Below are 12059 nucleotides of genomic sequence, written 5' to 3' on the forward strand. Positions count from 1 at the left end.
TTTAGCCGTGGTCGCCAAGTCCGGCGCCGCGGCCTGTTCTGAGGAGTACGCATGGCTGTCTACAACTACGACGTGGTGGTACTGGGTTCCGGCCCGGCGGGGGAAGGCGCGGCAATGAACGCCGCCAAGGCAGGGCGCAAGGTGGCGATGGTCGACAGCCGTCGGCAGGTCGGCGGCAACTGCACCCACCTGGGCACCATCCCGTCCAAGGCCTTGCGTCACTCGGTCCGGCAGATCATGCAATTCAACACCAATCCGATGTTCCGGGCGATCGGCGAGCCGCGCTGGTTTTCCTTCCCGGACGTGCTCAAGAGCGCCGAGAAAGTCATTTCCAAGCAAGTGGCCTCGCGTACCGGCTACTACGCTCGCAATCGCGTGGATGTGTTCTTCGGCACCGGCAGCTTCGCCGACGAGCAGACCGTCGAAGTGGTCTGTGGCAACGGCGTCGTGGAAAAGCTGGTGGCCAAGCACATCATCATCGCCACTGGTTCGCGCCCGTATCGCCCGGCCGATATCGACTTCAACCATGCGCGGATCTACGACAGCGACACCATCCTGAGCCTGGGCCATACCCCGCGTAAGCTGATCGTCTATGGCGCCGGCGTGATCGGTTGTGAATATGCCTCGATCTTCAGCGGCCTTGGGGTACTGGTGGAACTGGTGGACAACCGTGGCCAGCTGTTGAGTTTCCTGGATTCGGAAATCTCCCAGGCCCTGAGCTATCACTTCAGCAACAACAACATCACCGTGCGCCACAACGAAGAGTACGACCGTGTCGAGGGTGTGGACAACGGCGTGATCCTGCACCTCAAGTCCGGCAAGAAGATCAAGGCTGACGCCTTGCTATGGTGCAATGGCCGTACCGGCAACACCGACGCCCTGGGCCTGGAAAACATCGGCGTGAAGGTCAACAGCCGTGGCCAGATCGAAGTCGATGAAAACTATCGCACCTGCGTGCCGAACATCTATGGCGCCGGTGACGTGATCGGTTGGCCGAGCCTGGCCAGTGCCGCCCACGACCAGGGTCGTTCGGCCGCCGGCAGCATCGTCGACAATGGCAGCTGGCGCTTCGTCAACGACGTTCCGACCGGTATCTACACCATTCCGGAGATCAGCTCCATCGGCAAGAACGAGCAGGAGCTGACCCAGGCCAAGGTGCCGTACGAAGTGGGCAAGGCTTTCTTCAAGAGCATGGCGCGGGCACAGATCGCCGGCGAGCCGCAAGGCATGCTCAAGATCCTGTTCCACCGCGAGACGCTGGAAGTGCTGGGCGTGCACTGCTTCGGCTACCAGGCCTCGGAGATCGTCCACATCGGCCAGGCGATCATGAACCAGCCTGGCGAGCTGAACACGCTGAAGTACTTCGTCAACACCACGTTCAACTACCCGACCATGGCCGAAGCCTATCGGGTAGCGGCCTACGACGGGCTCAACCGGCTTTTTTGAGCGGCTCCGGCCGGTGGCCTGAGCCGGCCGGGGAGACCGATTTCAGCAATTCTCGAGCGTGGCAGTGGCCAAACCGGGAAAGTCTGTAATCAGGCTGTCAGCGCCAAAGTCGGCGAGCCTGCGCATGAGCGCGGGCTCGTTGACGGTCCACACCGACACATGCAGGCCCTGACGCTGCGCCTTGATCAGGCGTTCCGGCGTGCACAGGGTCCAGTTCAGCGCCAGAATCTCACAGCCATAGCTCTGCGCGACCTTCAACGGGTCGAGCCAGGCGTATTCCGCCACCAGGCCACGGGAAATGTCCGGGGTCAGCTCCAGGGCAGCCTTGAGCACCTCCCGGGAACTGGACGTGATGGTGACCTTGTCCAGCAGCCCGAAGCGCTGGGCCATTTCGCGAATGCCCAGCACCGTCGCCGCCGCCCGGGTGCGTGACGCGCTTTTGACTTCCAGTTGCCAATGCTCGAAATCACACTTCTCGAACAGCTCTTCGAGGCGCGGGATCGGGCACGGCGTGATCCAGCCCGGGCCACCTTTGCGCGCATCGTAGGTCACCAGCTCGGCGGCGGTATGTTCCACCACCTTGCCCCGGCGATCCGTGGTGCGCTTGAGGGTCGGGTCATGGATCACCATCAACTCGCCGTCCATGGAGAGGTGCAGGTCCAGTTCGCAACGGCGCACGCCGTGCTTGAGACATTCCTGAAAACCGGTCAGGGTGTTTTCCGGCGCTTCGCCCTTGGCGCCGCGGTGGCCATAGATGAGGGTCACGGTTGTTCCTTATGGGTACCTGATTCGTTCAGTTCTCGCGCCAGGCGACGTTCTTGCGCCTGTTTCTGCAGGATGTAGCGGGCCAGCAACTGGCGCTGGCCGTCGGTCGGGTGTTCGAACTCGGTACCGACATCATAGCCATCGCCCTTGGGATCGCAGTGGGTGACACGCGCCCGCAGCAACAGGCCCAGGGCCTGGGGCATCAGCACCAGTTTGATGGACAGGTGCGCGCCGACGGCAATGGGCGTGGGGTATTGGAAGTCGATGCCGCCTTCGGAAATGATCACCGGTTGTGGCTCGCCGATCTCCCCCAGCACCGTCAGGGCAATCACCTGGCTGAGCAGGTCGATGCGTTTGTTCATCACCTTGAGGTACGCCGCGATGCTGCGTTCGCGCTCGCTGATCTGGCGCAGCAGGTGTTGTGACTCGAATTCGCTCAGGTGCAGTTCGCTGAGCAGATTGAATAATGGAGAAGCATCCTGCAACAGTTCCTGGCTGGCGGCTTCAGGAATCGACAGGGGCTGAATTTCCAGTGCGATCGTGTCCTCGATACGGTAGTATTCGCGGCGATCTTCTTCATCTAATGTCGACATGGCGAACCCATGGTAGCGGCGGTGGTCTGAGTGTAAAGCTGGTTTGTGACCCCCGCCACAAGGACGTTCCTTTTCCCTCCGAACAAGCCCCGACATGTTCAGACCTCTCTTCGTATTTATCGGCACGCGTTATACCCGTGCAAAACGCCGCAACCATTTCGTATCGTTCATTTCCCTGACGTCCATCATCGGCCTGGCCCTTGGCGTGGTCGTGATGATTGTCGTGCTGTCGGTGATGAACGGCTTCGATCATGAAATGCGCACCCGTGTACTGGGCATGGTGCCCCATGCCACCGTCGAATCCGGCGAGGCCATCAGCGACTGGCCGAGCCTGGCCGCCCAGGTCAAGCACAATCCGCAGGTGCTGGCCGTGGCGCCTTTCACCCAGATGCAGGGGCTGCTGACCAACGACGGCAAGGTGTCCAAGGTGTTGCTCAACGGCATCGACCCCGGGCTCGAACGGCAGGTGTCGATTATCGACAACTTCATGCGGCAGGGCCGGCTGGACGACCTGGCGCCGGGCAGCTTCGGCATCGTCATCGGCGACAAGGCCGCGACCAAGCTCGGCGTCGCCATCGGCGACAAGCTGACGTTCGTCGCACCGGAGGTCACCGTGACCCCCGGCGGCATGTTCCCACGCATGAAGCGTTTTACCGTGGTCGGCATTTTCCATGTCGGTGCCGGCGAGCTGGATGGCTACCTGGGGGTCACCAACCTCCAGGACCTGGCGCGCCTGCATCGTTGGAAACCGGATCAGGTCCAGGGGTTGCGGTTGAAGTTCGACGATCTGTTCCAGGCGCCCCGTGTCGCCTGGAACATCGCCCAGCAGCTTGGCGAAGATCGTTATTACGCCCGCGACTGGACCCGTACCCACGGCAACCTGTACCAGGCGATCCGCATGGAAAAAGCCATGATCGGCCTGTTGTTGCTGCTGATCGTCGCCGTGGCCGCGTTCAACATCATTTCCACGCTGGTGATGGTGGTGAACGACAAGAAGGGCGACATCGCCATCCTGCGCACCCTGGGTGCCACGCCGGGGCAGATCATGCGCATCTTCATGGTCCAGGGCACGGTCATCGGTGTGATCGGCACGATTGTCGGCGCCCTGGTCGGGATGTTCGCCGCGCTGAACGTCAGCGCCGCGATTGCCGCCCTCGAAGGCCTGATCGGCCACAAGTTCCTCAACGCCGACGTGTACTTCATCGACTACCTGCCGTCGCAATTGCAGTCCGATGACGTGGTGATGGTCTGCGGCGCCGCGTTGATCCTGAGTTTCCTCGCCACCCTGTATCCAGCCTGGCGTGCCGCACGCACCCAGCCTGCGGAGGCGTTACGTTATGAGTGAGTCGGGCATGAGTGAAAAAGCGATCTTGAGCTGCCGCAACCTGGGTAAATCCTACGAGGAGGGCCCGGAGTCGGTAGTGGTGTTGTCGGGCCTGCAACTGGAGCTGTTCCCGGGTGAGCGCGTGGCGATTGTCGGCACGTCCGGGTCGGGCAAGAGTACCTTGCTCAATCTGCTGGGCGGTCTCGACACGCCCACCGCCGGCAGTGTCTGGCTGGCGGGCGAGGAACTCTCGGCGCTGAACGAGAAGGGCCGCGGCCTGCTGCGCAACCGTTCCCTGGGCTTCGTCTACCAGTTCCACCATCTGTTGCCGGAATTCACCGCACTGGAAAACGTCTGCATGCCGTTGCTGATCGGCCGTACCGCGATTCCCGAAGCTCGCCAGCGGGCCACGGCGTTGCTGGAGCGGGTCGGGCTGGGGCACCGCCTTGAACACAAGCCGGCCGAACTGTCCGGTGGCGAGCGCCAGCGGGTGGCGATTGCCCGGGCGTTGGTCAACAAGCCGGGCCTGGTGATGCTCGACGAGCCGACCGGTAACCTCGATTCCCACACCGCCCAAGGCATCCAGGACCTGATGCTGGAGCTCAGCACCTCGTTGCGCACCGCGTTCCTGGTGGTTACCCACGACATGAATCTGGCCCGGCAGATGGACCGCGTGCTGCATCTGCAGGAAGGTTGCCTGACCCCTATCTGACCGACCGGAACCCGGCGCAGCATCCATGCGCCGGGTCATTTATCTTTTTACGGTGCCCCGAATGTTCAGACCGTTATCGATCTTTATCGGCACGCGCTATACCCGCGCCAAGCGTCGCAATCGCTTCGTTTCATTCATCTCCATGACGTCGATGATCGGCCTCGCCCTGGGCGTGCTGGCGATGATCGTGGTGCTCTCGGTCATGAATGGTTTCCAGCGCGAAATGAGCTCGCGCATCCTTGGCATGGTGCCCCACGCCACCATCGTCGGGGTCAATCCCATCGATGACTGGCAACCGGTGGCCGCCGCGGCATTGAACAATCCCCAGGTGACGGCGGCCGTGCCGTTCACCGAAATGGAAGGCATGCTCAGCCATAAGGGCTCGATGCAGCCGATCCAGATCAGCGGTATCGATCCGGCCCAGGAAGGCAAGGTGTCCATCGTGGCCCAGCATATTGTCCAGGGGCGTCTCGATGCCTTGAAACCGGGCGAATATGGTGTGGTGATCGGTGAGATCACGGCTCGACGCTTTCGTTTGAACGTCGGCGACAAACTGACCTTGATCGTGCCGGAAGTCAGCACCGCGCCGGGGGGAATCACTCCGCGCATGCAGCGACTGAACGTGGTGGGTGTGTTCAAGGTGGGCGCCGAGCTGGATGGTTCCATGGCGCTGATCCACCTGGCCGACGCCGCACAGATGCAGCATTGGCAGCCGAACCAGGTGCAGAGCGTGCGTCTGGCGGTGAAGGACCTGTACGCCGCGCCCAAGGTGTCTGGCGACATCGCCAGCGGCCTGGGCGCAGGCTACAAGGCGGACGACTGGACCCACACCCAGGGCAGCCTGTTCAGTGCCATGAAAATGGAAAAGACCATGATCGGCCTGCTGTTGCTGATGATCGTCGCAGTGGCGGCGTTCAATATCATCGCGACCCTGATCATGGTGGTGAACGAAAAGGGCGCGGACATCGCGATCCTGCGGACCATCGGCGCCACGCCACGGCAGATCATGGCGATCTTCATGGTCCAGGGTACGGTAATCGGCGTCGTCGGTACGGTGATCGGCGGAGTGCTGGGGGTGATCGCGGCGTTGAATGTCAGCGAGCTGGTGGGATGGCTGGAGCGGGTCAGTGGCCAGCACATCTTCAGTTCCGATGTGTATTTCATCAGCAACCTGCCGTCGGAGCTTCAGCGTGGCGACGTGATCCTGATCTGTGCCGCCGGCTTTATCCTGAGCTTCCTCGCCACGATCTACCCGGCCTGGCGTGCGGCGAAGACCGAGCCGGCGCAGGCGTTGCGGTATTCCTGATATCCAGGACCGGCTGCAGGGCCCTTGTTGCCAGGGGATTTACCCCGTTGGGCTGCAAAGCAGCCCTGAACCTGAAGCTCGGTACATCAGACAGGTTGAATTGACTGTTTTTGGGGGCCGCTTCGCGGCCCAGCGGGGATAAATCCCCTCGACCACAGGGTCTTGTGTCAGGGCTGGCCTGCCTTCGGCAATTCAATCATGAAGCGTGTCCAGCCATCGGCCGACTCGCAGTGGATATGCCCGCCGTGGGCATGGATGATCGAGCGGGTAATGGCCAGGCCCAGCCCCGCATGTTCACTGCTGCCTTCCCGGCGGGCCGGGTCGGCGCGATAGAAGCGATCGAACAGGCGCGGCAGCAGGTCTGCTGGAATGCCTTCGCCGCTGTTCTCCACATAGATCTTCAGCGCATGCGGGCCGTCAAGGATCCGCAGGCGCACTTCGCCGCCGCCGGGGGTGAAGCGCAAGGCATTGTCCAGCAGGTTGGAGAAGGCCCGGCGCAACATGCTGCGATCCCCCTCCACGCGACCGTCGCCTTCCCGGTTCAGCCGTACATTGACGTCTTCGGCCAAGGGTGCGAAGAACTCCAGCAGCACATCCACTTCCGCCGCCAGTAACAGCGGCTCACGGTTGGGCGCCAGCAGGCCATGGTCGGCCTTGGCCAGGTACAGCATGTCGTTGACCATTTGCGCCATCCATTGCAGTTCTTCGAGATTGCTGTGCAGCGCTTCGCGGTAGTCCTCCAGCGGACGTTCCCGGGTGAGGGTGACCTGGGTGTGGGTCAACAGGTTCGACAGCGGCGTGCGCAATTCATGGGCGATATCGGCGGAGAACGCCGAGAGCCGTTGAAACGCATCGTCAAGGCGTTCGAGCATGGCGTTGATGCTGTGGGCCAATTCGGCCAGTTCGGCAGGCATCTGCTCTTCGGGCAGGCGGGCGTTGAGGGAGCGGGCCGAGACGCTGCCGGCAATGGCCCCCATGCGCCGCAACGGCCGCAAGGCGCGTCGTGCGGCCCAGGCGCCCAGCAGGGCGGTAGCGAGGGCGGAGAGGCCCACGGTCAACCAGATCAGGCGCTGCATGCGTTGCAGAAAATGCTGGTGGTGGGTGATGTCCAGCAGCAGCGTCAGTTGTGGCGAGCCGGGACGGTTGGGGTCCAGTGGCGCATTCAGCACCCGGTAGTCGGTGTCTGCATCGCTGAGGGTCGACAGGCCAGGACTTTCCGGCAGTTGCTGTGGAATCCGGATCGAGCTGTCGTACCAGCGCACACCATTGCTGTCCTTGATACGCAACGCCAGGTCGGCCTGGCGGCTGAGTTCATCCTCCAGGCGCCTGCGGGTCTGCTCGGCGTCGAGATCCTGCAAGGCCCGGCGCAAGCCGATCAGCCGGCCTTCCAGCAACTGTTGATCCAGCTCGATGAAGTGCGCCTCGCTGCCGCGGCTGAACAGAACCCCGGCAAACAGCGACACCACGGCGGTGCAGGCGGCGAACAGCAGCGCCAGGCGACTGCTCAAGGACCACCGGGCCTTCACAGGCTTCGCTCTTCGAGCACATAGCCCATGCCGCGCACCGTGTGGATGAGCTTGCTGGGAAATTCGTCGTCAATCTTGATCCGCAGGCGGCGGATCGCGACTTCGATGACGTTGGTGTCACTGTCGAAGTTCATGTCCCAGACCTGGGAGGCGATCAGGGACTTGGGCAGCACCTCGCCCTGGCGCCGCAAAAGCATCTCCAACAGGGCGAATTCCTTGGCGGTGAGGTCGATGCGCCGACCGCTGCGTTCGACGCGGCGACGGATCAGATCCAGGCGCAAGTCGGCCAGTTGCAGGCTGGTTTCCTGGGGCGACGAACCGCCGCGACGCAACAGGCTGCGGACCCGTGCCAGCAATTCGGAAAACGCGAAGGGCTTGACCAGATAGTCGTCGGCGCCCAGTTCCAGGCCATGCACCCGGTCCTGGACAGCGTCCCGCGCGGTGAGAAACAGCACCGGAGTATCCAGCCCGGCGCCGCGTACGGCCTGCAGAATCTGCCAGCCATCGCGTCCGGGCAGCATCACGTCAAGGATCAACAGGGCGTATTCACCGCTCAGGGCCAGTTGCTGGCCGGTGATGCCATCGGCCACCAGGTCGGCATTGAACCCGGCTTCGCTCAGGCCCTGGCGCAAGTATTGGCCGGTTTTCGTTTGGTCTTCGACGATCAGCAATTTCATGGTGGCGGCTCGAGGCAGGATTGGAACGAAGGCGTTATACCGTGGCACGCAGGGCCATGGTGCAACCTGACAAAGTTGTAATCGAGCCGTCAGCCGATTGGCAGGCGCACGGCGATAGAGTTTCGCACAAGCTGAACCTCATCCCTTGGGAGTCTGAACATGTTAATGGGTAAACGCCTGATCCTGGCTGCTTGTGCAATCGTCCTCAGTGTGCCGTCATGGGCCTCGCCAGGCCATGTCGATTTTGGCCAGCCAGCGCCGGCGGCCAAGGCCAGTCGCAGTATCGAAGTGGTGATGGGGGACATGACCTTTTCGCCCGCGTCCCTCGATATCAAGGCCGGGGAGACCGTGCGTTTCGTATTGATCAATAAAGGCCAGTTACTCCACGAATTCAACCTGGGCGACGCGGCCATGCATGCCGAACACCAGCAGCAGATGCTCAAGATGCAACAGAACGGACAGTTGATGCCGACCGCGATGAAGCAGGGCATGGACCATAGCGCCATGGGCCACGGCCAGGCAGGCATGCGCCACGACGATCCCAACAGCGTGCTGGTGGAGCCGGGCAAGACAGCCGAACTGACCTGGACCTTCAGCAAGGTCACTCGCCTGGAGTTCGCTTGCAATATTCCCGGCCATTACCAGGCGGGAATGAAGGGTGACCTGACCGTCAGACAGTAAGCACTCAAAGGCGCTGGCAAAGGCTGATAGAATCCGCTGATTATTCAGTCAGGTTTCCGTCATGCATCCCGCAGCCGAACATTCGCCGCTGGGCAAATCCAGCGAATACATCGCCACGTACACGCCATCACTGCTGTTCCCGATCCCGCGCACCGCGAAATGGGCGGAACTGGGCCTGACGGCCGAGACCCTGCCGTACAAGGGCGTGGATTTCTGGAACTGTTTCGAGTTGTCGTGGCTGCTGCCTTCCGGCAAGCCGGTGGTGGCTATCGGTGAGTTCGCGATTGCGGCGGATTCGCCGAATATCATCGAGTCCAAGTCCTTCAAGTTGTACCTCAACTCCTTGAACCAGACCCCGTTCGCCGATACCGCAAGCCTGGAGGCGACCTTGCGCCAGGACCTTTCGGCCGCGGCCGGCAAGCCGGTGGCGGTGCGGGTTCGCAGCCTCCAGGAGGTGGAAAGCGAAGGCATCGTGGCACTGCCCGGCACTTGCATCGACGACCTGGACATCAGCGTCGATTCCTACGCGCATCCGCGCCCGGAGTTGCTGCGTTGCGACGCGTCGCGCATCGTCGAGGAAAGCCTGCACAGTCATTTGCTCAAATCCAACTGCCCGGTCACCAGCCAGCCGGATTGGGGCAGCGTGGCGGTGGAATATCGCGGCGCGGCCCTGGATCACGCCAGCCTGCTGGCCTACATCGTCAGTTTCCGCCAGCATTCGGATTTTCACGAGCAGTGTGTGGAGCGGATCTTCCTCGACCTGCAGCGTTTGCTCAAGCCGGAGAAATTGACGGTGTATGCGCGTTATGTGCGCCGTGGTGGACTGGACATCAACCCGTATCGCAGCACCGAAGCGATGCAATTGCCGAATCGTCGTCTGGTCCGTCAATGAAACGCCGACGGGGAAACGAGCCTGTTCGCGATGAGGGCGCCGCATTCAGCCTTGGGGTTGAGCAACGGTACGCAATCGCGAGCAGGCCCCACGAAGGATCGCATTTGAGTTCGTGAGTAACGCAAAGCCCCACTGTCGAAAGTGGGGCTTTTTACATGCGCAGGGGTCAGATACCCATGCTGCCCAAGGCTTGCACGATATTGCGCAGGGTCCCGGCGATGGTAGGGTGTTCGACTTCGAATCGTTCCACGGCCAGGTTCACGCCGTCGACCAGGCTGTTGTCCTGAAGAGTGTTTTCCAGTTCGATTTCGGCCTCGATCTGAGTCATCAACTGGTGCAGGTTCTCGCGTTCTGGTTCGGACAGCGGCGGGTTCTGTTCCAATTGATCGCGCAATTGGTCGAGCTGTTTTTGCAAATCGTCGCGGCCAGGCATGGCGTACTCCTTATTGATCGGCACAGCCATGGACCGCGACGCTTCGTCAAAGGTCCATGGCCTGCTTTAAGAGTAATCCACCCCCGCACAACCTGCATGATCCGGGTCAGGGCTTCTCGCCTTTGAGCCGACGCAGGCTGATATCGGCCAGGCAGGCGTCGAGTTCGCCCAAATGATCGATCACCGAATGCACCCCCAGCCCGAACAATTGCACGGTGGCCTTGGCCCGCCTGATTTCGCGTTGCTGTTGGTCCAGGGCCTGCCATTGCGCCGGCGCCAGGCCGCACAGCGAGCCGCAGGATGCGAGACCGATGGTCCATAGGCCGGCGTTGAGTCCGGACTGCAACAACCGGGGTTCGCCGCTCACCAGGACGCATCCGTCCAGTTGCTGGACGTTCAGGGCCATCAATGCTTGCCAGCAGGCATGGGGCGCTGGCCACGGATTATTTGTTGCAGGAAGTTGCGGCGATTTGATCCACGCCGGCAAGGACGCCGCCAGGCCATGGCTGACGGCGGGAGGCAGTTCATCGAGCCAGGCGCAGGGTATCTCTTGAAGTTGCAGGCGGTGGAGGCTTTCCAGCGCACCGGGCGTCGGGTGGGCATGCTCGGCCGGTTTCGCACCCGGTTGACGAACCCGCGCTCCGAAATCCACCAGGCACCCGCTCAGGCCAAACAGTACGGCGGTAAGACTGGGAGCGGGAAGGGGCAGGGCTTCGGCGCGGGGCATGGGAACGTCCTTGAAATAACCTGGAGCCTACCGGCCCTCGATGACAGCTCTGTGACAGGGAAATGAAGGCGCTGGATGAAAGAAAGGTCCCACAGGCATATTCCTTTACCCTGCTGCCTATCGACACGTTCCGCTTTATACTAGCCACCTCACCGCCTGGGCTCGGCGCCCTTGCCTGAACAATCCAAGGAGTTTTCCCCTATGCGCTGGAGCCATCGTCTAGCTCAGCTGTGTCTTTCTGCCAGTGTTCTGCTGGTACCGTTCGCCGCCCAGGCCGCCACGGAAGAAGATCCTTGGGAAAGCATCAACCGGCCGATCTTCAAATTCAACGATACCGTCGACACCTATGCGCTCAAACCGCTGGCGCAGGGTTACCAATATGTAACGCCACAATTCCTCGAAGACGGTATCCACAACATGTTCCGCAACATCGGCGACGTGGGCAACCTGGCCAACGATGTGCTGCAAGGCAAGCCGGCCGCCGCCGGAGTCGACACCGCCCGACTGCTCTTCAACACCACCTTCGGCCTGCTGGGCTTCTTTGACGTAGGCACCAGGATGGGCCTGCAGCGCAACGACGAGGATTTCGGCCAGACCCTGGGCTATTGGGGACTCGACAGTGGTCCCTATGTCATGCTGCCGTTGCTGGGCCCAAGCACCTTGCGCGATGCCCCGGCCAGGTTTGTCGACAGCTACACCACGCCGTATCCCTATATCGACAACGTCTCGGTGCGTAACTCGATCTTCGGCCTGAACATCGTCGACACCCGCGCCAGCCTGCTGTCGGCCGAGAAGATGGTGACCGGTGACAAGTACGTATTCATCCGCAATGCCTTCTTGCAGAACCGTGAGTTCAAGGTCAAGGACGGTCAGGTAGTGGACGATTTCTGATCCACCCTGCTGCGCACGAAAGGCGGCCCCGAAAGGCCGCCTTTCGTGCTTTCGGGGTGCATCGGGCGGGATTTATCCTTCCATTG

At 61.8% G+C, this 12059-nt stretch carries 13 protein-coding genes; 7 read left to right on the forward strand and 6 right to left on the reverse strand.

What is annotated here, in order from left to right; all coding sequences use genetic code 11:
• The first annotated feature begins 51 nt into the window (after window positions 1-51).
• Window positions 52-1446 (forward strand): Si-specific NAD(P)(+) transhydrogenase, encoded by a 1395-nt coding sequence (sthA, locus tag AC1M7R_RS20540; RefSeq protein WP_053158653.1) that lies wholly within the window; start codon window positions 52-54, stop codon window positions 1444-1446.
• A gap of 42 nt (window positions 1447-1488) precedes the next feature.
• On the opposite strand, the gene AC1M7R_RS20545 is transcribed toward sthA, so the two are convergent.
• Window positions 1489-2211 carry a glycerophosphodiester phosphodiesterase gene (locus AC1M7R_RS20545; protein ID WP_072388980.1) on the reverse strand — a complete coding sequence of 241 codons (723 nt, stop codon included), beginning with the start codon at window positions 2209-2211 and terminating at the stop codon, window positions 1489-1491.
• Window positions 2208-2804, reverse strand: a complete 597-nt coding sequence (locus AC1M7R_RS20550) for a PilZ domain-containing protein (protein ID WP_072388978.1) — start codon at window positions 2802-2804, stop codon at window positions 2208-2210. Before AC1M7R_RS20550 ends, AC1M7R_RS20545 begins: the two co-directional genes overlap by 4 nt.
• A 94-nt stretch (window positions 2805-2898) precedes the next feature.
• Here AC1M7R_RS20550 and AC1M7R_RS20555 point away from each other — a divergent pair, with 94 nt between their 5' ends.
• The 3 genes from AC1M7R_RS20555 (at window position 2899) to AC1M7R_RS20565 (ending at window position 6146) form a co-directional block, all read left to right on the forward strand.
• Complete coding sequence (locus tag AC1M7R_RS20555; protein WP_072388976.1) at window positions 2899-4149, forward strand: lipoprotein-releasing ABC transporter permease subunit; 1251 nt, start codon at window positions 2899-2901, stop codon at window positions 4147-4149.
• Window positions 4150-4156: 7 nt separating this feature from the next.
• Window positions 4157-4840, forward strand: a complete 684-nt coding sequence (gene lolD, locus AC1M7R_RS20560) for a lipoprotein-releasing ABC transporter ATP-binding protein LolD (protein WP_165887691.1) — start codon at window positions 4157-4159, stop codon at window positions 4838-4840.
• Between the two features lie 61 nt (window positions 4841-4901).
• Window positions 4902-6146 carry a lipoprotein-releasing ABC transporter permease subunit gene (locus AC1M7R_RS20565; RefSeq protein ID WP_490609862.1) on the forward strand — a complete coding sequence of 415 codons (1245 nt, stop codon included), beginning with the start codon at window positions 4902-4904 and terminating at the stop codon, window positions 6144-6146.
• Window positions 6147-6313: 167 nt separating this feature from the next.
• Here the strand turns inward: AC1M7R_RS20565 and AC1M7R_RS20570 are convergent, their stop codons facing one another.
• Window positions 6314-7672, reverse strand: a complete 1359-nt coding sequence (locus AC1M7R_RS20570) for a heavy metal sensor histidine kinase (protein ID WP_072388970.1) — start codon at window positions 7670-7672, stop codon at window positions 6314-6316.
• Window positions 7669-8349 (reverse strand): heavy metal response regulator transcription factor, encoded by a 681-nt coding sequence (locus AC1M7R_RS20575; protein WP_072458054.1) that lies wholly within the window; start codon window positions 8347-8349, stop codon window positions 7669-7671. The genes AC1M7R_RS20570 and AC1M7R_RS20575 overlap by 4 nt, the downstream gene beginning before the upstream one ends.
• A gap of 159 nt (window positions 8350-8508) precedes the next feature.
• On the opposite strand from AC1M7R_RS20575, the gene copI reads away from it, so the two are divergent.
• Together copI and queF are read left to right on the forward strand one after the other, a co-directional pair.
• Window positions 8509-9030 carry a copper-resistant cuproprotein CopI gene (gene copI, locus AC1M7R_RS20580; RefSeq protein ID WP_490609863.1) on the forward strand — a complete coding sequence of 174 codons (522 nt, stop codon included), beginning with the start codon at window positions 8509-8511 and terminating at the stop codon, window positions 9028-9030.
• Between the two features lie 61 nt (window positions 9031-9091).
• Window positions 9092-9922, forward strand: coding sequence for an NADPH-dependent 7-cyano-7-deazaguanine reductase QueF (gene queF, locus AC1M7R_RS20585; RefSeq protein ID WP_072388964.1), 831 nt, complete (start codon window positions 9092-9094; stop codon window positions 9920-9922).
• A 166-nt stretch (window positions 9923-10088) separates the two neighbouring features.
• On the opposite strand, the gene AC1M7R_RS20590 is transcribed toward queF, so the two are convergent.
• Window positions 10089-10355, reverse strand: a complete 267-nt coding sequence (locus tag AC1M7R_RS20590; protein ID WP_072388962.1) for a DUF4404 family protein — start codon at window positions 10353-10355, stop codon at window positions 10089-10091.
• 106 nt (window positions 10356-10461) lie between these two features.
• A complete protein-coding gene (pcrP, locus tag AC1M7R_RS20595; protein WP_072388960.1) occupies window positions 10462-11082 on the reverse strand; it encodes an HAD superfamily inactivated hydrolase PcrP in 621 nt (206 codons plus the stop codon).
• Window positions 11083-11283: 201 nt separating this feature from the next.
• On the opposite strand from pcrP, the gene AC1M7R_RS20600 reads away from it, so the two are divergent.
• Entirely contained in the window at window positions 11284-11973 is a 690-nt protein-coding gene (locus tag AC1M7R_RS20600; RefSeq protein ID WP_076407219.1) for an MlaA family lipoprotein, read from the forward strand.
• Window positions 11974-12059: the final 86 nt, after the last annotated feature.

The sequence above is a fragment of the Pseudomonas sp. MS01C9 genome (genome assembly GCF_058202755.1).